The 22,961-nt window shown below is 40.6% G+C and carries 19 protein-coding genes; 18 read left to right on the top strand and 1 reads right to left on the bottom strand.

What is annotated here, in order from left to right:
* Positions 1–172 precede the first annotated feature (172 nt).
* The 7 genes from L3D27_RS07155 (at position 173) to L3D27_RS07125 (ending at position 7,178) form a co-directional block, all read left to right on the top strand.
* The gene (locus tag L3D27_RS07155) at positions 173–841 is read left to right on the top strand and encodes an NADH-quinone oxidoreductase subunit B (RefSeq protein ID WP_284673056.1); all 669 of its coding nucleotides are present in this window, start codon (positions 173–175) and stop codon (positions 839–841) included.
* A gap of 145 nt (positions 842–986) precedes the next feature.
* Positions 987–1,622 carry a YqcI/YcgG family protein gene (locus tag L3D27_RS07150; RefSeq protein ID WP_432480769.1) on the top strand — a complete coding sequence of 212 codons (636 nt, stop codon included), beginning with the start codon at positions 987–989 and terminating at the stop codon, positions 1,620–1,622.
* An 88-nt stretch (positions 1,623–1,710) separates the two neighbouring features.
* Entirely contained in the window at positions 1,711–2,871 is a 1,161-nt protein-coding gene (locus L3D27_RS07145; RefSeq protein ID WP_284673054.1) for a hypothetical protein, read from the top strand.
* Between the two features lie 10 nt (positions 2,872–2,881).
* Positions 2,882–4,120, top strand: a complete 1,239-nt coding sequence (locus L3D27_RS07140; protein ID WP_432480768.1) for an ATP-grasp domain-containing protein — start codon at positions 2,882–2,884, stop codon at positions 4,118–4,120.
* A gap of 124 nt (positions 4,121–4,244) precedes the next feature.
* Positions 4,245–5,996 carry an NADH-quinone oxidoreductase subunit C/D gene (gene nuoC, locus L3D27_RS07135; RefSeq protein WP_432481893.1) on the top strand — a complete coding sequence of 584 codons (1,752 nt, stop codon included), beginning with the start codon at positions 4,245–4,247 and terminating at the stop codon, positions 5,994–5,996.
* Between the two features lie 104 nt (positions 5,997–6,100).
* Positions 6,101–6,610: an isoprenylcysteine carboxyl methyltransferase family protein gene (locus L3D27_RS07130; protein ID WP_432480767.1), complete on the top strand. Its 510-nt coding sequence runs from the start codon at positions 6,101–6,103 to the stop codon at positions 6,608–6,610.
* Between the two features lie 58 nt (positions 6,611–6,668).
* Positions 6,669–7,178, top strand: a complete 510-nt coding sequence (locus L3D27_RS07125) for a hypothetical protein (RefSeq protein WP_432480766.1) — start codon at positions 6,669–6,671, stop codon at positions 7,176–7,178.
* Positions 7,179–7,474: 296 nt separating this feature from the next.
* Here the strand turns inward: L3D27_RS07125 and L3D27_RS07120 are convergent, their stop codons facing one another.
* Entirely contained in the window at positions 7,475–7,738 is a 264-nt protein-coding gene (locus L3D27_RS07120) for a hypothetical protein (protein WP_432480765.1), read from the bottom strand.
* 1,740 nt (positions 7,739–9,478) lie between these two features.
* Between L3D27_RS07120 and nuoE the strand changes: the two genes are divergently transcribed.
* The 11 genes from nuoE to L3D27_RS07065 all read left to right on the top strand — a co-directional run bounded on the left by nuoE (position 9,479) and on the right by L3D27_RS07065 (position 22,938).
* Positions 9,479–9,988, top strand: coding sequence for an NADH-quinone oxidoreductase subunit NuoE (nuoE, locus tag L3D27_RS07115; protein WP_284673048.1), 510 nt, complete (start codon positions 9,479–9,481; stop codon positions 9,986–9,988).
* Positions 9,985–11,433 carry a complex I 51 kDa subunit family protein gene (locus tag L3D27_RS07110; RefSeq protein ID WP_284673047.1) on the top strand — a complete coding sequence of 483 codons (1,449 nt, stop codon included), beginning with the start codon at positions 9,985–9,987 and terminating at the stop codon, positions 11,431–11,433. The genes nuoE and L3D27_RS07110 overlap by 4 nt, the downstream gene beginning before the upstream one ends.
* On the top strand, positions 11,433–14,549 hold the full coding sequence (gene nuoG / locus L3D27_RS07105) for an NADH-quinone oxidoreductase subunit NuoG (protein WP_432480764.1): 3,117 nt from the start codon (positions 11,433–11,435) through the stop codon (positions 14,547–14,549). The genes L3D27_RS07110 and nuoG overlap by 1 nt, the downstream gene beginning before the upstream one ends.
* A 45-nt stretch (positions 14,550–14,594) precedes the next feature.
* Positions 14,595–15,578: an NADH-quinone oxidoreductase subunit NuoH gene (gene nuoH, locus L3D27_RS07100; protein ID WP_373628441.1), complete on the top strand. Its 984-nt coding sequence runs from the start codon at positions 14,595–14,597 to the stop codon at positions 15,576–15,578.
* A complete protein-coding gene (gene nuoI / locus L3D27_RS07095) occupies positions 15,579–16,127 on the top strand; it encodes an NADH-quinone oxidoreductase subunit NuoI (protein ID WP_284673045.1) in 549 nt (182 codons plus the stop codon).
* The gene (gene nuoJ / locus L3D27_RS07090) at positions 16,124–16,711 is read left to right on the top strand and encodes an NADH-quinone oxidoreductase subunit J (RefSeq protein ID WP_432480763.1); all 588 of its coding nucleotides are present in this window, start codon (positions 16,124–16,126) and stop codon (positions 16,709–16,711) included. Before nuoI ends, nuoJ begins: the two co-directional genes overlap by 4 nt.
* A 32-nt stretch (positions 16,712–16,743) precedes the next feature.
* On the top strand, positions 16,744–17,058 hold the full coding sequence (gene nuoK, locus L3D27_RS07085; protein ID WP_432481891.1) for an NADH-quinone oxidoreductase subunit NuoK: 315 nt from the start codon (positions 16,744–16,746) through the stop codon (positions 17,056–17,058).
* 8 nt (positions 17,059–17,066) lie between these two features.
* A complete protein-coding gene (gene nuoL / locus L3D27_RS07080; protein ID WP_432480762.1) occupies positions 17,067–18,926 on the top strand; it encodes an NADH-quinone oxidoreductase subunit L in 1,860 nt (619 codons plus the stop codon).
* On the top strand, positions 18,926–20,575 hold the full coding sequence (gene nuoM / locus L3D27_RS07075; protein ID WP_373628443.1) for an NADH-quinone oxidoreductase subunit M: 1,650 nt from the start codon (positions 18,926–18,928) through the stop codon (positions 20,573–20,575). Before nuoL ends, nuoM begins: the two co-directional genes overlap by 1 nt.
* 11 nt (positions 20,576–20,586) lie before the next feature.
* Entirely contained in the window at positions 20,587–22,059 is a 1,473-nt protein-coding gene (locus tag L3D27_RS07070; RefSeq protein ID WP_432480761.1) for an NADH-quinone oxidoreductase subunit N, read from the top strand.
* 84 nt (positions 22,060–22,143) lie between these two features.
* Positions 22,144–22,938 carry a ferredoxin--NADP reductase gene (locus tag L3D27_RS07065; RefSeq protein ID WP_284673040.1) on the top strand — a complete coding sequence of 265 codons (795 nt, stop codon included), beginning with the start codon at positions 22,144–22,146 and terminating at the stop codon, positions 22,936–22,938.
* Positions 22,939–22,961: the final 23 nt, after the last annotated feature.

Below are 22,961 nucleotides of genomic sequence, written 5' to 3'. Positions count from 1 at the left end.
ATTTGCCATCGTTTTTTATGATGGCAATCATACTTCAAAATCTCGCCTTTGTTAGATTGGTGATTATCTGTTGTATTTTTGGTATCAAGACGACAGCCAAGGGCATGCCAAAAGATAAATAAACAAATTGTTAATCTTAATTTAGTAGATATTTAATTGACAAAAGACCACTATGAAATACACCTTAACTCGTGCCGAAGAACAAGGCAATCAAGAACTCCACACCACTCGCCAAGTGGTGGATGATATCACCCAAGAAGAAGTTGAAAAAAATATCTTTTTGGGTAAGCTGTCTGACCTTACGCATGCCGCTGCCAACTGGGGGCGTAAAAATTCGTTATGGCCGTTTAACTTTGGTACAAGCTGTTGCTATGTGGAGTATGCCACAACCTTAACAGCAGTGCATGATTTATCTCGCTTTGGGGCGGAAGTGATTCGTGCCAGTCCTCGTCAAGCTGATGTGATGATTGTCGCTGGCACTTGTTTTGTCAAAATGGCACCTGTCATCTTGCGACTGTATGAGCAAATGCTCGAACCCAAATGGGTCATCTCAATGGGGGCGTGTGCCAATTCTGGTGGTATGTACGACATTTATTCGGTGGTGCAGGGCGTGGATAAAATTTTGCCCGTAGATGTCTATATCCCCGGTTGTCCGCCACGCCCAGAAGCACTTATTCAGGCGATTATGCTATTGCAAGAGAGTATTACCAAAGAACGCCGACCGCTTGGTATTCATCTTGACCAAGGCATTTATCAGCCAATTATGACCCCAGAGCGGGATAGAAAAAATGCCGAACGCATTCTTGTTAAGAATTTAAAAAGTCCTGATGGGGTGGAGTGATGTTATATCCTGCAATGTGAGTACTTTCTTGTGTCATTGGATTTGGAAATTAATCTTACGGTCATAATAGAATGGGGATTTGTTAATGAATAATACTTTATACTCTCAGTCTGAAATAGCCAAAATGCAAGGTTAGCTAGGCGATATGGGAAGACAAATTTTAGAAAGATTTAATGGTGATAATGCAAAACAAAAAGCATTATTTCCGTGTCTATTTGCTCGTAAGGCATTTGCACAAGGTATGGTAAAATTTTTACCGATAGCTTATGTGCGAGATAAGGCTCAATATGATTTAGAGTGTTTTGCACAGGGTTTAAAAAATTACCTAGAATTGGCAATGTCGGTTTGGGATGGGAAATTTAATACAGCCTACCCATTGTTAGTTGTATTTGAACCTGTGCAAGGACATAGTCAAACCAAAGACTATCAAGACATTTTTGTTCAAGCCTTGCAATACTTGATTGATAATGATGAAAAATCTTGGGTGGGAGAAATTCCACTCAATCCCAACCAAGAGTTTTGGACAATGTGCTTTCACGGAGTTCAGATTTTTATTAATGCTAGCCACCCAAATCATCATTTAAGGTTAAGTAGAAATTTGTGTGATACTTTGGTTTTGGTTATTAATCCAAGAGAGCGTTTTGATGTTTTTGCAGGAGATGATGAAGTAGGTTATGCTATTAGAGAGCGGATAAGAAAAAATATAGATAATTACGATTTAATTTCCAGAAGTCCTTTACTTGGTCATTATCAGCTTGGAGAGTTGGAGTGGGTTCAATAATGTTGTCTGTTACCAATGATGAAAAGAGCCTATGCAATGCCCACTTTCTTTTGAAAGACATCATAAGAAATAAAATGAGGCAAAGACTATGGACTTGAGAAAATTCTACGGTGCTTTGATTGTCTTTTATTTTAGTGATATGGCATTACTGATTATGGTAATTTGGTTGTCTTATAAGATAACCAAAAATCCTTTAATGCTTGGATTGATATTGTGCATTAGTACAATTGTCCCATTTATATTAAAAAAGTTTTCCAAAATTAATTTATTGTCTCTTTCGGCTCATCATTTAATGCTTTCACGCATTTTATTTTATTCCATTGTTTTTGTTTTGTCAGCACTTAATACATCTGTTTATAGTTTTATTGGTCTTGCGTTAATATCTGGAATATTGAGTGTTAGTATATTAAGTAATTATGAGACTTATAATAATTATCTTGTTGTAGATGGTATCGTTTCTGCAAACAAAGCATCAAGATATATGCAAACTGTTATACAGATTGGTGCATTTGGTGGAGCAATGATAGGGGGAATGCTATTAAATCATTTATCTTTTTTTTATTCTATGACAAGTATTGTTTTAATAGATATTTCATTTGCTATTATCTTTATGATTTGGGCGAAAAATGGTAGTTTTGCTCAAATAAAGAATAAAACTCAAATGAATGAAAAGCAATCTGTAAATCAACTTGACTTGTTGGATAAAAAAAATATTTACTTATTATGCTTTATACTAGGGTTTATTGGCATTCATATTACCAGTTTTAATTTAACCACACCGATTATATTTCAAGAAATCAAACAGTGGACTGCCCAAGATTTTGGTTTATCCAGTGCTTTTGCTGGCATAGGTGCTTTTTGTGCAGTTTTTCTAAAAAGCAATACAAAACATTGCTTGGTAATGGCAATATGCTTAATTTTTGCCGATTTAATATTTGTTATGTCAAATATGAAAATATTATCACTAGCAATATGTTTTTTTATTGGATTTTTTATCAATAGTATTAGGATATTGATAAGGGAAAAATTATCTTTATTGGCAAAAGATATAGAGCAAGCTAATTTTATTGGTCAAAGTAGTGCTGTTTTTTATACCATATTTCAAGCAGGTGCTAGCTTATTATTTGGATACATATTAGCCAGTGTACAGAACATCAATATTTCCCAAATATTTTTACCATTAGTGGCATTTATTATTATTGTATTTTATATTAGTGTACTTTTCGCAAACAAAATCTCTACCAACTAGGAGTGCAATTATGGTTAAAGGCAAAATTTTGATTGTAGACCCTTTTTCTACTGGTGCATTGTACGCACAAAAGTTCTATGAATTAGGACATCAATGCTATGCGGTACTTGCTAATTCTGATATGAGTATGAACTATTTTAGTTTTGATAATACTTATTTTGTTAATAAAGTAATTTATTCGGTTCAAGAATGTAAGGAAAAATTTCATAGAGATGAGATTTTGGCTGTTGTAATTGGTGCAGAAACGGGCGTTATTGTTGGTGAACAATTAGCAGAATACTTTGGCGTAACAGGAAATCCCGTAAAAAGTAGCTTAAAACGCCGAGATAAATTTGTGATGCAAAACGCTTTGAAAGAGAATGGGTTGAAGCATATTAAAAGTCAACTTATTCATTGTAATGATGAAGATTTATTTGAAAGTGCAAGTGGCTATATTCTTAAACCTGTAAATTCGGCAGGTAGCGATGGTGTAATGTTTTTTGAAAATAAGACAACACTATCTAATCATATACAAAACATTAATTGGGAAACAGTTAATGCGTTAGGAATAAAGAATGACAACTACATTTTGCAATCATTTGAAGCTGGTGATGAATTTGTTGTAGATATGATTGTGCAAGATGACAACATTTTTATTTGTAGTTTGTGTGTTTATAAAAAAGGTTATCACAATGGTAGCCAGTTTGTTTATGAAAATATGCAAATGTTGGATATTGCGAGTAAAAAATATCAAGCCATAATTCAATATGCAATACAATGCATTAAAGCATTAGAGGTCAAATTTGGGGCGGTGCATATGGAGCTATTGGCACAATCAAGTACCAATGGTTATATTAATCCAGTAATGATTGAAATGGGGGCAAGATTGCACGGAGGGGTTGCACCCATTGTTTTTGAAAAATGTTACCAACAGAGCTTACTTGAATTAAGTGTCCATAGTTATTTAAAGAAAGATTTGACACAGTTCTATGGAAAAACGAAAGACAATATATTTTATTCAAAAATTATCAGTCAAGCCAAAGTAGTATTTTTAATTAATTACCAAAAGGAAAATAAATTAGATGAGCAACTATTCCTGTCAAAAATTCAAAGTCTACCTAGTTTTTATCAGGCTAAAATTCTCACGAATGACATAATGCCTGTAACAGTAGATTTGCTGACTTGCCCTGTTCTGGTGTGCTTAGTTGGAGGAACATCTGATATTGATGAAAATAAACTGAGGATAATGTTTAATGAGAGTATTTATTAATTTATATTATTAATCATTTTACTCACTCAATTATGTTTTAGTTTTTAAAAATATAGACATTGGCGATGCAATTTTTTTATTTTACTTAAATTTTAGTAATCGCAAACATAAACAAAAAGTTGGTATTATGAGCATTCACCACATTCACGATTTTGAAATCTTAACCGAATTAAACGTCCAATTTTCAGGGCTTGTCGTCCAAGAAACCGCAGACGGCATTCCCACCGTTTGGGCAGAGCGTGGGCAAGTGCTTGATGTCTTGATGTACTTGCGTAAATTGCCCAAGCCATTTGTGATGCTTGTGGATTTATCCGCCATTGATGAAAGACTTCGCAAGCACCGCCATGGACAGCCAGCCAGCGATTTTACCGTGTTTTATCATTTGATGAGCTTGGAGCGAAACTCCGACATTCGCATTAAAGTGGCACTTGCTGAGGGCGAAAGCATTCCAAGTGCTACGCAAATTTACCCCAATGCCAACTGGTATGAACGAGAAGTGTGGGATATGTTTGGGGTGGTGTTTGATGGACATCCGCACTTGACACGGATTTTGTTGCCCAAATACTGGGAAGGACATCCGCTGCGTAAAGAATACCACGCAAGGGCGACTGAATTTACGCCATATTTTTTAAATACCGCCAAACAACAATTCGAGCAAGAAAATTTGCGTTTTATGCCAGAAGAATGGGGCATGAAACGCTCAGGGCGTGATGAAGATTTTATGTTTTTGAATATCGGTCCTAACCACCCATCAGCACACGGGGCGTTTCGCTTGGTGTTACAGCTAGATGGCGAAGAGATTGTGGACTGTATTCCCGATATTGGCTATCATCACCGTGGGGCGGAAAAGATGGCAGAACGCCAAACTTGGCATTCATACATTCCGTATACCGACCGCATTGATTACTTGGGTGGGGTGATGAATGAATTGCCTTATATTATGGCGGTGGAAAAATTAGCCGGTATTAGTGTGCCTGATAGAGCCAATACCATTCGTATTATGATGAGTGAGCTGTTTAGGATTACGAATAACTTGCTTTACTGGGGAACATTTATTCAAGATGCTGGTGGTATGACGCCTGTGTTTTATATGTTCACCGACCGCCAAAAAGCCTATGACATCATTGAAGCGGTAACAGGCTATCGTATGCACCCTGCGTGGTTTAGAATTGGCGGTACAGCGATGGATTTGCCCAATGGGTGGGAGAGATTGGTGCGAGAGTTTTTGGATTGGATGCCAAAACGCATTGATGAATATTACAAGGCGACTATGACCAATACAGTACTCAAAGGTCGTACCCAAGCTGTCGCCCAATACGATGCCAAGCACGCTCTAGCGTGGGGCGTAACGGGGGCAGGTCTGCGTGCAACTGGTGTGGACTTTGATTTGCGTAAAGCACGCCCCTATCTAGGCTATGAAAATTTTGACTTTGAAGTGCCAGTGTTTTATAACGGCGATGCTTATGACAGATGTTTGGTTAAGATTGAAGAAATTCGCCAGTCTTTGCGTATCATTAAGCAATGCCTAAATAATATGCCAAGCGGGGCATATAAAGCCGAACACCCACTGGCTGTACCACCACCTAAAGATAGAACCTTAAAAGACATTGAAACACTTATCAACCACTTTGTGTCGGTATCGTGGGGGCCTGTAATGCCAGCAGGCGAGTCGGCGTGTATGGTAGAAGGCGTCAAAGGATTAAACAGCTATTATGTGGTATCGGATAATTCAACGATGAGCTATCGCACACGCATTCGCACGCCCACCTTTGCCCATCTGCAACAAATGCCTTCGGTCATCAATGGCTCGCTTGTATCGGATGCGATTATTTATTTGGCAAGTATTGATATTGTAATGGCGGATTGCGATCGGTAGGATTTTTGATGATATTTTTGATGATAAAAACTCATGATGAATTTGAGTTAGCTATCATGTATTATGAAATATATTCATGACTTTAAATTATTTAGGGGTTGGGTGTGTTATTAATTTTTTGTTTTTTTCTTGCATTCTTTATTGTGCGTTTGGCGTTTTTAAAAATATCAATCAATAATGAGAAAAAGTTGGTTGCATTGGGTGCAAAGCAAGTCGGAGAAAGAAATTCAAAGGTTTTGGCTGCGGCACATATCTTGTATTACTTTACTGCCTTATGGAGTGCGTATTATTATCAAGTACAGTTTGATGTGGTATCTGCGTTAGGGGCGTTGATTGTTACTTTGTCTTTATTTGTCTTGTATTATATCATCAAGCAGTTGGGCGATATTTGGACTGTGAAAGTATATATCTTGCCGAATCATACCATCAATCACTCTTGGATTTTTAGAACTTTTAAGCACCCAAATTATTTTTTAAATGTTATCCCTGAACTGATTGGTATTGCGTTGTTATGTCAGGCGTGGTGGGTCTTGGTTGTGGGCTTGCCTATTTATGGAGTTATCTTGGCCATCAGAATACATCAAGAACAAACAGCGATGCAACATCTGTTTTGATGGGCGTGCCACTCTTTGATGATGACAATCTTAAAAGAAGATGATTGTAAGGAACACTATGCATCAACCAATTTTACCCAAGATGTTTTATTACGGCTTTCCTGTTGTTTTATTAACCACTTGCGATGAACATGGTGCGTCTAATATCACGCCCATTTTGTCCAGTTGGTGCTTGGGTGATAATGTGGTGATTGGACTTGGGACACAAGGCAAGGCATTTGAAAATTTGAGTGTTTGTGCAGAGGTGGTATTCAATTTGCCCGATGAAACACTTTGGCAAAAAATAGAAAATATCGCTCCTACAACCGCCAAAAACCCTATACCTGATTTTCAAAAGTCGGAATATCAATTTTGTGATGATAAATTTAAAAAGGGTGGGTTTACAGCTGAAAATTTAATCAAAGTAAAGCCATCTCGTATCAAAGAATGCCCATTACAAGCTGAATCAAAAGTAATCTATATCAGTAAAAGAGATGGTTATGCCATTATTGAATTAAAAATTTTGCAGGTTCATGCTTGTGAGAAGCTGATAATGGATGATCATAAAATTGACCCTGTCAAATGGTAACCATTGATTTATAATTTTCGTCATTATCAGGGTGTGGGCAAAACTTTGGGTAAAAACTTTCGTGCAGAAGAGTGAGTTGTTGACTGGTTGGGGTAAGGTTGGTTTAAAACACTGAACAAATCTTTTCAACCTCATCAAGGTGGTATATGCCAATCTTAGATAATGCGATTATTTGTTTGGCTACGGCTTATTTAAAAAGCATGGATGTCGCTATTGCACTATGATGGATAAAAAATCATCACAATACAATAGCGATAATTGAACGGAATTTGACTGGATTTTGAGCTTTTGGGTGTTTAAAAATAATGATTTAATTGAACGCCCACTTCATAAGTTGAGTTGGAGGGTTTGTCAAAAGGTATGCCATAAAACATCACTTCTTCTGAATCAGGCACTTTCCAGAATCTTACAAAAGGACCAAATTCAACTTGTCTTTTGTCGTTGAGTTTATAGTTTAGTAGTACGCTACTTTGCACCCCAAACCCACCTTTTTGTTTCATGGGGATGGTATGTCCGCCGATGATTGAATATTGTTTTGCTCGGATGGTTGGGTTGATCATCAAATCGGCTTTATAAGCCATCTTTGAATTAATGTCGTCCGAGAGACTAGCACCAAGTTGTAAAAAACTGCTCTATTGATTCGTAAATAACCCAAGGCGTTTTGACTGGTGCTTAAATGATCTTTTAAAAAACGAGATGATACACCGGCAGTAAGACCGACTTTTTGGTTGTGGGTAGATTAGGTAGTGTGTATAATTGATGCCAATTTGACCACTAGAACGCTTTTGATCGTTCATTCTTAAAGAGCTGAATTCTTGATTTTGCAAGGTTCCGACATAATCACTTTTCCCTAGCGAATACCTGCCAAATACTGAAATGGCGTCTTGACGATTGGTGATGTATGATACCTTGCTGGTTAAAGATAGCATTTTTGCATCTTCTTGTATGAAAGGCATACCGTCTGAAGTTTCTTTATATCTCTCAAAATAGGTTTCTAATCCAACAGAAACATCAATATTATCAGAATTTGCATTGGGCAAAACTTGGTAATAGTAGAATGCTTGATAGGCAAATTGAGCGTAACATCATAATACAATCCATAAAAAAGTCCTTTTGTATTAATTTATCTTTTCTGTAATTATTTGTCAGTAAAAACTTTCACGAAAATTAACCAAAATAAAAATAATAGTCAGCTATTATTTTTTTGTTTATGATCATGCTTTTTTATTTAAGGTTTATGCATAAATTCCTTATTTGCTCATTTTAAAACATCGAATTAACAAAAACTTGCCTTGAATACGATGGGCTATGTTGTACTTGAACCAATCTGTCATGTACAATGCATTACTCATGCCAACAATAAATCTGGCAGTGCATGATACACAAAAGATGTTTGGTTCTTAAGTTTTAAAATTTTGTTTTTTGTGTCGGTAATAAAGGCAAACAGTTTTTTTGCTATAAATGACTTTTTTGCTATATAATAATCAGTTGTTTAATAACTAAATGAAAGTTGTGTACTTAATGGTTTTGTCTGGTGAATGTCATGACTGTGCGTGATATTTTTGAATGCTGTTTGGTGTGTTGAAGTTTTTGATCGCTTTTAATCGCCATATCAAACCTATCAAGGATACCAAACGAATTTAAAACCATTATATAGGATATTCAACCTAAGTTATGGAAGATGAGTCTATAAAAAAGACGATTTGAAATATTTTTTGGAAAATTTGTTGCCAAGTATAACAAGTTAGGCATGATGGACTTTGCAAAACAATGAGTGCGTGATTATCTCCCAACGCTTTGCACACTAAGAAATATCAAGGAAATGCCCAGATGGGGTGTGATTTGTTGCGTTAAGATTGTATGATAAAAAGAAGGAATTGCTAATTTTGGCTTTGGGAGCTTTAAGATAATCTGTTATTCAAATTAATTTGACAAGCAAAAATAAGCTAGGTGAATGGACGATGGATTGCCAAAGTTATTTTATAAAGTTGCTCCAACCATCTAAAAACCAAAAAGATTTCATGATGAGACCATAACTAGGCTTTAAAAAAGAGCCAAATATTGGCTAATACTATTTATGTTTTTGAAAATGCAGGGATTGGCTATGATTGGATGATGATGAACGACTAAGTTTATAAATCCCTAAGAGATTCCCTAAAAAATCGTGTATAATATGCACCGCAAAATTTATTAACCCAAATACATCTTACCAATGTGGTTTTTGGTTAATAAATTGAGTTGGTTAATTAAAAAACAAACTTAGCGAGCCGTCAAAACAGCAAGCAAATTAAGGTAACTTTATGAAAATAGTAACCGATAAAACCCCCAAAGTCGCCATTGAGACGATTTTAACGCCAGCAGAGATTGACGGCATTCATCATCATATTCATCACTACCCCCAACCGAGAGCTGCAGTGCTTGATGCCTTAAAATTGGTGCAAAAACGCAACGGCTGGGTCGATGATGCACAAGTTACCGCCATTGCCAACATGCTAGATATTGCCGTGAGCGATGTTGAGGGTGTGGCAACTTTTTTTAACCGCATCTATCGCCAACCTGTTGGTCGCCATGTCATTCTACTGTGCGATAGCATCGCTTGTTATCTAAACGGTTTTGAAAGCGTAGAAGCTGAGCTTAAAAGACAGCTTGGTATTGACTATGGACAGACCACGCCTGACGGACGCTTTACTTTACTGCCTATTTGTTGTTTGGGTAATTGTGATAAATCCCCTGCGGTTTTGATTGATGAAGACACTTACGGCCCTATTCAAGCACACGAAGTTGCTGAGTTATTGGAGCAATATCAATGAACTACAATAATATCAATAACAAAGCCGACTTGCAAAGTCAGATTACTGCTCGCCAAAATGGACTTGCTCCTAGTCAATTAAACCGCCAAAAGATTCCTATTTGGGGGGTAGGGTTGGCAGATGGTCAAGCACCGACTTGCAAGACGCACCCTTTGACATGGCGACTGTATCATCATGATGCGGTACTAAAACTGGCAGATTATCTATCACTAAAAGGCTTTGATGGCTTAAAAATTGCTTTATCAAAAACCCCACAAGAAGTGGGTGAGATGATAAAAAACGCCAATGTGCGTGGTCGTGGTGGAGCGGGTTTTAATGCAGGACTGAAATGGACTTTCATGACACCTCCTGATGGTGGTGTGCGATATCTTATTTGTAATGCTGATGAGATGGAACCTGGCACTTTTAAAGACCGCTTGTTGATGGAACGCTTGCCTTTTCAATTGATTGAAGGGATGTTGATTACTGCCTATGCCATCGGAGCGAGCGTAGGCTATATTTTTATTCGTGGTGAATATTTAATCGCTGCTGAGCGACTACAACAAGCAATTGATGAATGTATTGCTAATGCGTTACTTGGCGATGGCATTCTTGGTACGGCATTTAAGTTTGATTTGCACATTCATACAGGAGCGGGGCGGTATATCTGTGGGGAGGAGACGGCACTGATTAACTGCTTGGAAGGTCGTCGTGCCAATCCACGCACCAAACCTCCGTTTCCGCAAGTATCTGGAGCGTGGGGTCGTCCTACAGTGGTTAATAATGTAGAAACATTAAACAATATGTCTGCCATTATGTTAAATGGGGTGGATTGGTATCTTAATTTACCCAAAGCCAAAGGAAGATCAGATACTCCTGGCACTAAGATTATGGGCGTGTCTGGGCGTGTAAAAGATGCAGGGCTTTGGGAGTTGCCTTTTGGTTATACCGCACGAGAGCTGATTGAATTGGCTGGTGGTATGCAAGAGGGGCTTAGATTAAAGGCGTGGCTACCGGGTGGAGCAAGTACCGATTTTTTGACCGCAAGTGATGAACATCTTGATCTTGTGATGGATTTTGACCCCATTATGAAAGCTGGCAGTCGCTTGGGAACTTGTCTGATGATGGTGGTGGACGAAACCCAAGATATGGTGAGTTTATCCAAAAACTTACAAAAATTTTTCCAACGAGAATCTTGTGGTTGGTGTACGCCTTGTCGTGATGGCTTGCCTTGGGGTGTTAAAATTCTTGATGACATGGATAAAGGTCAAGGGCAAGATGGCGATATTGAAAAATTAACCGAGTTGACCCGTGATTTGTGGCTTGGCAAAACCTTTTGTGCACACGCACCAGGAGCGATGGAGCCTTTAATGAGTGCCTTAAAATATTTTCGCTGTGAATTTGAACAAAAAATTGAACAAGTGCATCTGGTCAGCGAATCAGACAATCAGCAAGGGAGCGTGTGATGGCGGTTATTCATATAGACGGCAAAAGCTATGAAGTAGATGGTGCTGACAACCTGCTTTCTGCTTGTTTGTCGCTTGGTATTGATTTGCCATATTTTTGTTATCACCCTGCACTTGGTTCGGTGGGTTCGTGTCGCCAATGTGCAGTCAAGCAGTACAACAATGAAGAAGATTACAAGGCAGGGCGTGGACGACTTGTTATGAGTTGTATGGTTGCACCGACAAATGATATGTACATTTCGGTCGATGACTCTGAATCTAAAGACTTTCGCAAACGCATTGTTGAATATTTAATGACTAACCATCCCCATGATTGCCCAACCTGTGAAGAAGGTGGTCATTGTCATTTACAAGACATGACTTATATGTCAGGGCATCGCCAAAGACGCTATCGCTTCACCAAGCGAGTACACCACAATCAAGATTTGGGGGCGTTTATTAATCATGAGATGAACCGTTGTATTGCCTGTTATCGCTGTGTGCGTTTTTATAAGGATTATGCAGGCGGTACAGATTTTGGTGTCTATGCGTCCAACAACCGTGTTTATTTTGGGCGTGAGGTGGACGGGCAGTTTGAAAGTGAGTTTAGCGGTAATCTTACCGAAGTTTGCCCAACAGGGGTGTTTACTGATAAAACACACTCTGACAGATATAATCGCAAATGGGACATGCAATACGCCCCTAGCATTTGTCAAGGCTGTTCTACAGGCTGTTCTATTTCGGCAGGTGAACGCTATGGCGAGCTAAGACGCATTGAAAACCGCTATAATCCCGATGTTAATGGTTACTTTTTGTGCGACAAAGGTCGGTTTGGTTATGGCTATATCAATCGTGCCGATCGTCCGATGCACCCCCTTAAAAGGGTAGATACAAAATTTGTCAAGACCAGTGCAAATCTTGCTGTTGATGGTGTGGCAAATTTATTAAAAGACAAAAATGTCATTGGTATCGGCTCGGCTAGAGCAAGCCTTGAGAGTAATTTTGCTCTAAAAAAATTGGTCGGAGCGGACAACTATAGCACAGGTGAGCGTGCGGCGGTCAAAGAGGTGGTAAACTTAGGTGTGCAGATTTTACGCCAAGAAAATATCCATCAGGTATCACTTGCTCAGATTGAAACAGCAGATTGTGTATTTATTCTAGGTGAGGATATCACTCAGACAGCAAGTCGTGTTGCATTATCCGTGCGTCAAGCTACCAAAAATAAAGCCAAGCAGATGGCAACGGCACTTCGTACTGAGCATTGGTTGGCAGAACCTGTCAAACGCATTGGTCAAGAAGCCTTTAGTCCTATTTATACTGCCAGTGTGAATGAGACCAAACTTGATGACATTGCTAAGATTGCCACTGTTGCCACGCCAAATGATATCGCTAAGCTAGGATTTATGGTGGGGGATATTATTAAAGCGTTTGCTGATCGCTTAGAGGAAATTACCGAGCATGAAAATGCCATTTTTGCCAAAGAACAAGACCCAAATTTAGTGCTTGATGAGAACATGGCGATGGAGTTTTTGGCTCATCACATCGCTTATGATTTAATCATGGCAAATCGCCCCCTTATCATTTCAGGCACTAGCCTTACTTCTAAGGCGATTTTACAAGCTACTGGCTATATTGCTCAGAATTTAACTGACAAACGAGCTAAAATTGCTCATGTTGAGCGTGAGTTTGTAGAGGTGGAAAATGCTAAAATCCGTGATGAGGTAGAGCGACAGTTTGTTGATCAAGAAAAATCCGCCAAAACTGATGGCGTGCATACGACTGAACGAGACCCAAATGAGTTTGAAAAGACGCTACAATCTCGCCTACTAAAAGTCAATACTTCCTATACTGATAAAACAGGTGTCTATTTGACCATGCCAGAGGCAAATAGCGTGGGTCTAAATCTACTGGGTGGTCAGTCGGTAGAAGAGATACTGGCAGATGATTTTGATGCGGTGATTGTACTTGAGCATGATTTGGCGAATTTGACCCCAAGTCAGCTTGATAAATTAACCCAAAAAACAATGATTGCCTTAGACCATCAGCGTTATGAGTGGCATGATGAGGCGGACTTTATTCTGTCAAGCGGTTCATTTGCCGAGTCTGATGGCACGCTAATCTCAGCAGAAGGTCGAGCAGGACGATTCTTTGCCGCCTATGACAAACACTATTACGACCCAGCTAGTGAGATTAAAGACAGCTGGCGTTGGCTACATGCCTTGGATAATATGTTGCATGCCAAGCAGGGTGAACCTAATTGGTATCATCTAGATGATGTGATTGATGAGCTGGTGGCGGATTATCCACAGCTTGCCCAAATTAAGCAAGCTGCACCAGAGTCTGCCTATCGCATTACAGGGTTAAAAATTGCTCGTGAACCACGCCGTTACTCAGGCCGTACAGCCATGCGTGCACCGATTTCTATTCATGAACCAATGCAGCCTAAGGATAAAGACAGTGCTTTAACTTTCTCAATGGAAGGTTATGTGGGCGATAGAATACCAAGTTCGGTAACGCCTTTTGCGTGGTCGGCTGGTTGGAATTCGCCACAGGCATGGAATAAGCTACAAGATAAAGTTGGTGGGCGATTAAAAGGTGGCGACATCGGTATTCGTCTGTTTGATGAATTGCCTAAGATGCAGACAGTTTTTGAAAAAGTGATGGTTGCTGATAATGTGTCAAGTAGCGTCTTTGATGGGCGTGCGGTGGTTGTGCCTGTAGCCAATCTATTTACTGTATCGCCACTGGTTAGTCGCAGTCCTGTGGTCGCAAGTCAAATCAAGCCTGCTACTTGGTTTATTAGCCGTGAAGATGCTGCCAGATGGATTGTTAAGGCGGGTGATAAATTAACCTTAACTCAGCAGGGAGTGGCGATTACCCTGCCTGTATCGGTGGTGGATTATCTGGCAGAAGGGTGTATTGGTTATCTTGAGGGGATTGTGCCATTTATGGTAGGCTTACCAACCGGTGTTAAAAAGACCGATAAGGACACACCTGTCTATGTGCCACGATATCAGTTGAGTATGAGACGCTTGGCGAATGCTACTAAGGCGAATACAATTTTTGCACCAAAAGCAGGTTTTAATAACACGCCATTTGCTGATACTTGCACAACAACTCAAGAGATGGGGGTATAAATGAGTATCCAAGTAATTGCTGATGTGCCGTCATTTCTAAGTGGTATGTCTTTTGAATTATGGTCGTTCATTTATCTGACCGCACAGACCTTGGCGATTTTTTTGGGGTTGGTGATGGTTGCTGCTTTGATGATTGTCTATGAACGCCGAATGCTTGCTTTATGGCAAGACCGATATGGTCCAAATAGAGTGGGCTGGCAAGGATCGCTACAACTTGTGGCGGATATGTTGAAAATCTTTTTTAAAGAAGATTGGATGCCTGCCTTTGCTGATAAACGACTATTTACCCTAGCACCAGCTATTGCCATGTTTACTGCTTTGGCAAGTTTTGCCATCATTCCGCTATCACCGACACTTGGGGCGGCTAATTGGGATATTGGGTTGTTATTTTTCTTTGCGATGGCAGGTCTTGCGGTATATGCGGTTATGTTTGGTGGCTGGGCATCTGCCAATAAATTTTCGCTACTTGGTGGGCTACGAAGTGCAGCCCAAACCATCAGTTATGAAGTCTTTTTGGGCTTATCCTTGATGGGCGTGGTATCAATGGCAGGGTCATTTAACCTAAGAGATATTGTGGAAGCTCAAACAACTGTTTGGAATGTCATACCGCAGTTTTTTGGCTTTTTATGCTTTGTGGTGGCAGGTGTGGCGGTAACGCATCGCCATCCATTTGACCAACCAGAAGCTGAACAGGAGCTTGCAGAAGGTTATCATGTTGAGTATTCAGGCATGAAATTTGGTATGTTCTTTATTGGCGAGTATGTCAATGTGGTGGTAATTTCCGCTTTGATGACAACCTTGTTCTTTGGTGGTTGGTTGGCACCATTTAACCTGAACATTCCATTTATTCCGCCATTTTTTTGGTTTGCGATTAAGACTTTGTTTTTTATGACCTTGTTCGTTTTGGCTCGTGGTTCGCTCATGCGTCCTCGCTACGACCAAGTGATGAATTTTGGTTGGAAGGTGTGTTTGCCTGTAACGCTGGTAAATCTATTGGCAACAGCATTTGTGATTTTGATGGTGAATTAAATGTTTACAACTTTAAAAAATGCGGTGGTGGGGATTTTCACCATAGTGCGTTCAATGTGGATGGTAAATTCGCACGCCACTCGTAAGAGAGATACCATTTTATATCCAGAGCAGCCTGTGCCAGTTCCACCTAGATTTCGTGGACGCATTGTCCTAACTCGAGACCCAGATGGCGATGAACGCTGTGTGGCATGTAACCTGTGTGCGGTCGCCTGCCCTGTGGGCTGTATCAGCTTGCAAAAGGCGGAGAGAGAAGATGGTCGCTGGTATCCTGAATTTTTCCGTATCAATTTTAGTCGCTGTGTGTTCTGTGGTATGTGCGAAGAAGCCTGCCCAACCACCGCCATTCAACTGACACCTGATTTTGAGCTTGGGGAGTACAACCGTCAAAATTTGGTCTATGAAAAAGAGCATTTGCTGATTGCCGGTACAGGCAAATATCCGGATTATAACTATTATAGAGTAACAGGTATGGCAACAGACGGCAAACCCAAAGGGTCGCACGAGCGTGAAAGCCAGCCGATTGATGTGCGGAGTCTATTGCCATGATGCAAACATTACAAAGTTTTTTGGCAAATGGCGACATGGTAGGCTTTTATGCCTTATCTCTTGTGGCGATTTGGGCAAGTCTAAGAGTGGTAACGCAAGTCAATCCTGTGCACGCCATTTTATCAATGATCGTCAGCTTGCTTGCAGTGGCAGGAATTTTCTTTATCATCGGTGCTGCGTTTGCAGGCGTGCTTGAGATGATTGTCTATGCAGGGGCGATTTTGGTTTTGTTTGTATTTGTGATCATGATGCTTAATCTTGGCACGGATAATACGGAAGAAAAATCATGGCTAACTGCCAATGCGTGGGCAACACCGTTACTACTAACTGTGATTATTGCTGGCGTACTGATAAGTTTTATCGTTAGTGGTAAGGACATCATGCTCCAAGATGCCAGTATTAGCATCAAAGATGTGGGCATTAGCCTATTTACCCAATATGTGTTATTGGTGGAAGTGGCGGCGTTTTTATTGCTTGGGGCACTGGTGGCGGCATATCATCTTGGCAAAAAAGCCCTAGATGATGAGAATATCAGCCACACCCAAGAGCAAGCCGAGCAAACAAATACAGGAGCAGACTCATGAGTGTTGTTTTAACGACCACAGCAGCTATACAAATGAATAGTCTTGGCGTGCCTGCTCATCATGCACTCATTGTAGTGGCGATTTTATTTGTGGTTGGGCTGGTGGGCGTAATGGTACGCCGTAATATATTGTTTATGCTGATGAGTCTTGAAATTATGATGAATGCAGCTGCTTTTGCTTTTGTTGTGGGTGGCAATATGTGGGGTTCGCCTAATGGACAGATTATGTTCATCTTTATTTTGACGCTAGCAGCAGCAGAAGCGGCGATTGGACTTGCCATTTTGCTACAATTTTATCATCGCTTTAAAAGCCTTGATGTTAATCATGCCAGTAAGCTAAAAGGGTAGGGGGCGTTATGAATTTGTTAGCATTAACCTTTATATTTCCCTTGATTGGTTTTTTGGCACTTGCCATATGGCGAGATAGAATCTGTGAAAAACTAGCCACCATCATTGGTGTGGGCATGATGGCGTTATCCGCATTGACCACCGTCTTGGTGGGTATGGATTATCTAAGTGCCGGTAGTGATGAGACGCTATTTGTTAGGCTGTGGACTTGGCTGTTGGTAGATGGCTTTGCTCCAAACTTTGGTTTGGTTTTAGATGGTCTATCACTGACCATGACCGCCATCATTACAGGCGTAGGTTTTTTAATTCATCTATTTGCCAGTTGGTATATGAAAGGCGAGACTGGGTTTGTTAGATTTTTTAGCTATCTAAATTTATTTGTTGCCAGTATGCTACTGCTTGTGCAGGCGGACAACTTATTGCTGATGTACTTAGGCTGGGAAGGCGTGGGTATTTGTTCTTATTTGTTGATTGGTTATTATTTTTCTAATCGTGCCAATGGACGAGCAGCAATTAAGGCGTTTACTGTAACTCGTGTGGGCGATGTATTTTTGGCAATCGGACTGTTTTTGTTGTACCAACAATTTGGCACGCTAGATATTCATGCCATCATTGATCAAGCACCAAAAATCTTTGATGTGAATAATCCTAAGATGATTTTGACCGCACTCATGCTAACTTTTGGTGCATTTGGTAAGTCGGCACAGATTCCGCTACATACTTGGCTTGCTGATGCAATGGCGGGACCTACGCCTGTATCGGCTCTGATTCATGCCGCCACAATGGTAACAGCAGGGGTATATTTAATTGCTCGTATGCACCCTGTGTTTTTACTAACGCCTGATGTGCTGTTGTATGTAGTCGGTGGTGTGGGGGCGTTATCCATGCTGGTATCAGGTTTTTGTGCGTTGGCACAAACCGACATTAAGCGAGTGCTTGCCTATTCAACCATGAGTCAGCTTGGCTATATGTTTATTGCTTTGGGTGTGGGTGCATGGCAGGTGGCGGTGTTCCATTTGATGACCCATGCATTCTTTAAGGCATTGTTATTTTTGGCATCTGGTGCTGTTATCATTTCGGTACATCACGAACAAAATATCTTTAAGATGGGGGGGCTTCGTAAACGCATTCCTTTGGTATTTTGGTCGTTCGTTATCGGCGGTGGAGCACTTGTTGCTCTACCATTTGTGACGGTTGGTTTTTACTCAAAAGAAGCGATTTTGTGGGAGGCTTATGCCACAGGGCATATGGGTCTGTTTTGGGCGGGTGTATTTGGTGCATTTTTAACTGCTATTTATACCTTCCGTTTGATTTACCTAGTGTTCTTTGGTGAAGAAAAAACCCATGCTCACAAAATTTCTGGCATAAGCTATGCCTTGCCTTTGGTGGTACTCATGATACTATCTACAGGGCTTGGGGCGTTGATTCATCCACCTTTGGCAAATGTTCTGCCAACGAGTATTGGTAGTACTTTAACAGAGGGTAAGCATACCGCAGAGATGATTGCTATGGGCATAACAGCACTTGGCTTGGTATTGGCTTACTTTTTATATGTCATTAATCAAGGCAAAATTTTAAATGCTTGGCGTAACTGCACATTTGGCAGTGCTTGCATTCATTGGTGTTATCATGGACTTGGTTTTGATGCGTTGTATGACATTGTATTTGTCAAGCCGTTTTTGGGGATTGGTCAATTATTAAAATCTGATCCCATAGACAGGCTTTGGAATATCTTGCCTGCAATGACAAGTGTGGGTAATAAGCTACTTGTCAAGACGCAAACAGGGAGATTGGGCTCTCATGCGATAAGCTTTGGATTGGGTCTTGTGATGATTTTGGTATTGGCAATAATGATGGTGATGAAATGATGGAACAAAATTGGCTCTTGCCGACATTGATTGCCATTCCTTTTGTGGCAGGGTTTTTGTGCTGGCTTATTGAAAAGGTAAATGATAAGTTGCCACGCTGGATAGCACTATTTGCCATGTTGGCGACCTTGGGAATCAGCATGATGCTGTGGCAACAAGGCAGTTTTAATCAAATGCTTGCAACCGAAGAAATGAGTGGTGGGCATCTGCCATGGTCGGCACAGTTTGTGTTGCCATGGATTCCATCTTTGGGGATTAGTTTTCGTTTGGCAATGGACGGGCTGTCTTTGCTGATGATTGTCTTGACGGCATTTTTGGGCGTGATGGCGGTCGGCTGTTCGTGGGGTGAGATTACTCGCCGTGTGGGGTTTTTTCATCTTAATCTTTTGTGGTCGCTAGGTGGCGTTATTGGTGTATTTTTAGCGATTGATTTGTTCTTGTTTTTCTTTTTTTGGGAACTGATGTTGCTACCCATCTACTTTTTGATTGCATTGTGGGGACATAATGCCACAGGGGGTAAAACCAAAGAGTATGCTGCCACCAAGTTCTTTATTTATACTCAAGCATCAGGTCTAATCATGCTCATTGGTATTTTGATGCTTGTTATCATTCAATTTAATCGTACAGGCGTGCTAAGTTTTGCCTACCATGATTTGTTGGGTGCGGATTTGGGTGCTTGGGAATATGTCATCATGCTGTGCTTTTTTATTGGTTTTGCGGTTAAACTGCCTGTATTTCCATTGCATGGATGGCTACCAGATGCTCACGCCCAAGCTCCAACGGCAGGTTCGGTGGATTTGGCAGGTATTTTGATTAAGACTGCAGCCTTTGGATTGCTTCGTTTTGTCTTGCCATTATTCCCCACAGCTTCGGCTGAGTTCGCTCCGATTGCCATTACGCTAGGCACAATTGGGATTTTTTATGGAGCATTTTTGGCATTTGCTCAGACGGACATTAAGCGACTGCTTGCCTATACCAGTATTTCACACATGGGCTTTGTGCTACTTGCCATCTATGTGGGTAATTTGATTTCATTGCAAGGTTTGATGATTCAGATGCTGGCTCATGGCTTATCAAGTGCAGGTCTTTTCATCATGGCAGGTCAGCTGTACGAAAGATTGCATACTCGTGATTTGACGCTCATGGGTGGAATGTGGGGGCAATTTAGATACTTTGCACCATTACTGATGTTCTTTTGTGCGGCTCTACTCGGCATTCCTGGTACAGGCAACTTCGTTGGTGAAATCTTGATTCTGTTGGGTTCATTTGGGCAATATCCGATCATTGTGGTGCTAGCTACAGCCAGTCTTGTGCTTGGTGGTCTGTATTCGTTGATTTTGATTCATCGTGCGTTGTTTGGCGAGAATACCGCACCAAAGCTCATCAAGGATAATGATGGAGTAAATAAAGATTTGGGTAAGCGTGAAATCAGCTTGCTTGTGATACTGATGGTAGGTTTGGTATGGCTAGGTCTATATCCGCAACCAGCATTGAATGCTTCACAAGGTTCCATGGACTGGATTTCTAAAGTTTATCATGAGCAGCTGCCTTTATCGTTGCAGTCTAAGATGCCACATGGCATCGCCGAGCACAGTTATGATGATATGTCTCATATGTACCATCAATATGCCGATACACAAGGAAAATAAGGGGTAGTTTTATGTTTAACAGTCATCTTATTGAGTCCTTATTGACCTTCACGCCTTTGGTGATTGTGGCATTGACGGCGTTGGTTGTCATGATTGCCATCGCCATGAAGCGTTCACATTTTTGGTCCGCCATATTGAGTGTGTTGGGGTTGAATTTTGCATTGATTAGCTTGGTGGCACAGGCTTTGGGGCTATTGCCTATTGGTCAGGTTAGCCATTTATTTGTTATTGATGGTTTTGCCTTATTTAATATGGCGGTAATTTTGATTGCATCATTGGCGTGTTGTACTTTGGCTTATGGTTATTTTCAGACCCTAAAAGATAACAAAGATGAGCTGTATCTACTCATGCTAATTAGCACCATCGGGGCAATGCTGATGGTGTCAGCGACAGACTTAACATCGTTTTTTATGTCGCTTGAACTGCTATCTGTGCCAATGTATGGTATGCTGGCTTATACTTTTTTAAGAGCTCGTTCTTTGGAGTCGGGGCTTAAATATTTGGTCTTATCGGCCACAGCTTCTGCAACCTTACTGATGGGCATGGCATTCATCTTTGCTGATACAGGTGCCTTAAGCTTTAAGGCGTTGGGTGTGTCATTGACCGAAGGAACAGTGGGGGTGTGGTTTGCTTTGGGTGTGGTAATGATGATGGTCTCCATTGCTTTTAAGCTGTCAGCAGCACCACTACATTCATGGGTATCTGATGTCTATGAAGGTGCACCTGCACCGATTGCTGCATTCTTGGCAAGCGTGAGTAAGGTGGCAATGATGGCACTTGCCATTCGCTTTTTAATGACAAGCATGATACCATCATTGGCGGTGTTTGATGCCATTTTGATGTTCATCATCGCAGCTTCAATTCTAATGGGGAATCTGCTCGCTATCCGCCAACATAACTTAAAGCGTCTATTGGCTTATTCATCAGTTGCTCACATTGGCTATGCATTGGTGGCGTTATTGAGTGTACAGGGCAATAGCATAGGCGTTGTTAGCGTCTATATGGCTATCTATGCCTTGACCAGTATTGGGGCGTTTGGGGTGATTACACTGATGTCAAGCCCATATAAAGAGCGTGGTCGTACTTCTATTTCAGGCGAAGCAGATGAGCTTAGATTTTATCAAGGGCTATTTTGGCGTCGTCCTGTCTTGACAGTGGTATTAACCATCATGCTGTTGTCGTTGGCAGGTATTCCTTTGACCGCAGGTTTTATGACTAAGGTGATGATTATTTTGTCATCGGTGCAAGGCGTAAGATTTTGGTCGGCACTTCTTGTCATTTTGGGCAGTGCCATCGGTTTGGCTTACTATCTAAGAGTGCTAATACAGCTGTACCAACGCCCTAAAGTGCATTTAGAATATGACGCTCATCATGAGTGGGGTATTAAGGCAGGCGGTGTCATGCTATTGATTGTTACAGCGATGATTATTGTTCTTGGTATTTTCCCAGATACACTGTTTAGACTTGCCAATTTAGCGATTTAAAACAATAAAAACGCACTTTAAGTGCGTTTTGTTTTTTGTGTGATTGTGGTAAAATCAATAATAATTTTTAATCAATAAATCATCATGCCAGAAATTCATTCAATCCAAGTTCTGTCCAAGACTTCCATTACGCCTACCTTATTTGGTTTTACCACTACTCGTCCTGATGGATTTCGTTTTGATGCTGGGCAGTTTGTGCGACTTGGGGTAAATCCTAGTGAATTAAAAAACACTCAAAATGCCCCCAATGAGCGTATTTTTCGTGCTTATTCGGTGCTATCAAGCCCTTATGATGAACAGTTGGAATTTTTCTCGGTGGTGGTGCCTAATGGGGCGTTCACCAGTCAGCTACAACACTTGGCGATAGGCGATACCTTATATTTAGAAAGTGAGCCTTATGGGTTTTTGACCCTTGCTCGTTATCAAGAGCCTGCCCCAAAAGACTTATGGTTACTTGCTACCGGTACAGGACTGGCACCATTTTTATCCATGCTAGGCGATCTGGAGACTTGGCAAAATTATACCGACATTGTGCTTGTGTACAGTGTACGAACAAAAAGTGAGCTTGCTTATGTGGATAAGATTCAGGCATTGCAAAAGCAATTTAAAGAGCTGATTGATTCGCCTGCTACATTACACTTTGTGCCTATCATCACTCGTGAGAAGGTGGAAGGTTGTCTTAATGCTCGCATTCCCACCTTGATTGCTACTGGCGAGCTTGAAGGTCATGCAGGCTTTAGCTTAAACCCTAGCACTTCTCATGTCATGCTATGCGGTAATCCAGAGATGGTTGAGGATACCAAAAATACCCTAAAAGATAAAGGCTTGACCATGAATCGTCGTGGTGTGGGCAATATTGCGGTGGAAAATTATTGGTAAAGTGGGTTGAATATTAAATAAAA

It is taken from the genome of Moraxella sp. ZY200743, assembly GCF_050885545.1.
Taxonomy (GTDB): Bacteria; Pseudomonadota; Gammaproteobacteria; order Pseudomonadales; family Moraxellaceae; genus Moraxella; species Moraxella haemolytica.
The sequence above is the reverse complement of the archived record's forward strand: the minus strand, read 5'-3'. Positions and strand labels throughout refer to the sequence as shown.

Excerpts from the sequence above, each read along its gene's own strand:
- nuoI (WP_284673045.1), top strand. The coding sequence starts at position 15,579 with ATGTTTACAACTTTAAAAAATGCGGTGGTGGGGATTTTCACCATAGTG.
- nuoM (WP_373628443.1), top strand. The coding sequence starts at position 18,926 with ATGGAACAAAATTGGCTCTTGCCGACATTGATTGCCATTCCTTTTGTG.
- L3D27_RS07070 (WP_432480761.1), top strand. The coding sequence starts at position 20,587 with ATGTTTAACAGTCATCTTATTGAGTCCTTATTGACCTTCACGCCTTTG.
- nuoJ (WP_432480763.1), top strand. The coding sequence starts at position 16,124 with ATGATGCAAACATTACAAAGTTTTTTGGCAAATGGCGACATGGTAGGC.
- L3D27_RS07065 (WP_284673040.1), top strand. The coding sequence starts at position 22,144 with ATGCCAGAAATTCATTCAATCCAAGTTCTGTCCAAGACTTCCATTACG.
- nuoL (WP_432480762.1), top strand. The coding sequence starts at position 17,067 with ATGAATTTGTTAGCATTAACCTTTATATTTCCCTTGATTGGTTTTTTG.
- L3D27_RS07150 (WP_432480769.1), top strand. The coding sequence starts at position 987 with ATGGGAAGACAAATTTTAGAAAGATTTAATGGTGATAATGCAAAACAA.
- L3D27_RS07120 (WP_432480765.1), bottom strand. The coding sequence starts at position 7,738 with ATGATCAACCCAACCATCCGAGCAAAACAATATTCAATCATCGGCGGA.
- L3D27_RS07125 (WP_432480766.1), top strand. The coding sequence starts at position 6,669 with ATGCATCAACCAATTTTACCCAAGATGTTTTATTACGGCTTTCCTGTT.
- nuoK (WP_432481891.1), top strand. The coding sequence starts at position 16,744 with ATGAATAGTCTTGGCGTGCCTGCTCATCATGCACTCATTGTAGTGGCG.
- nuoE (WP_284673048.1), top strand. The coding sequence starts at position 9,479 with ATGAAAATAGTAACCGATAAAACCCCCAAAGTCGCCATTGAGACGATT.
- L3D27_RS07140 (WP_432480768.1), top strand. The coding sequence starts at position 2,882 with ATGGTTAAAGGCAAAATTTTGATTGTAGACCCTTTTTCTACTGGTGCA.
- L3D27_RS07110 (WP_284673047.1), top strand. The coding sequence starts at position 9,985 with ATGAACTACAATAATATCAATAACAAAGCCGACTTGCAAAGTCAGATT.
- nuoH (WP_373628441.1), top strand. The coding sequence starts at position 14,595 with ATGTCTTTTGAATTATGGTCGTTCATTTATCTGACCGCACAGACCTTG.
- L3D27_RS07155 (WP_284673056.1), top strand. The coding sequence starts at position 173 with ATGAAATACACCTTAACTCGTGCCGAAGAACAAGGCAATCAAGAACTC.
- nuoG (WP_432480764.1), top strand. The coding sequence starts at position 11,433 with ATGGCGGTTATTCATATAGACGGCAAAAGCTATGAAGTAGATGGTGCT.
- L3D27_RS07145 (WP_284673054.1), top strand. The coding sequence starts at position 1,711 with ATGGACTTGAGAAAATTCTACGGTGCTTTGATTGTCTTTTATTTTAGT.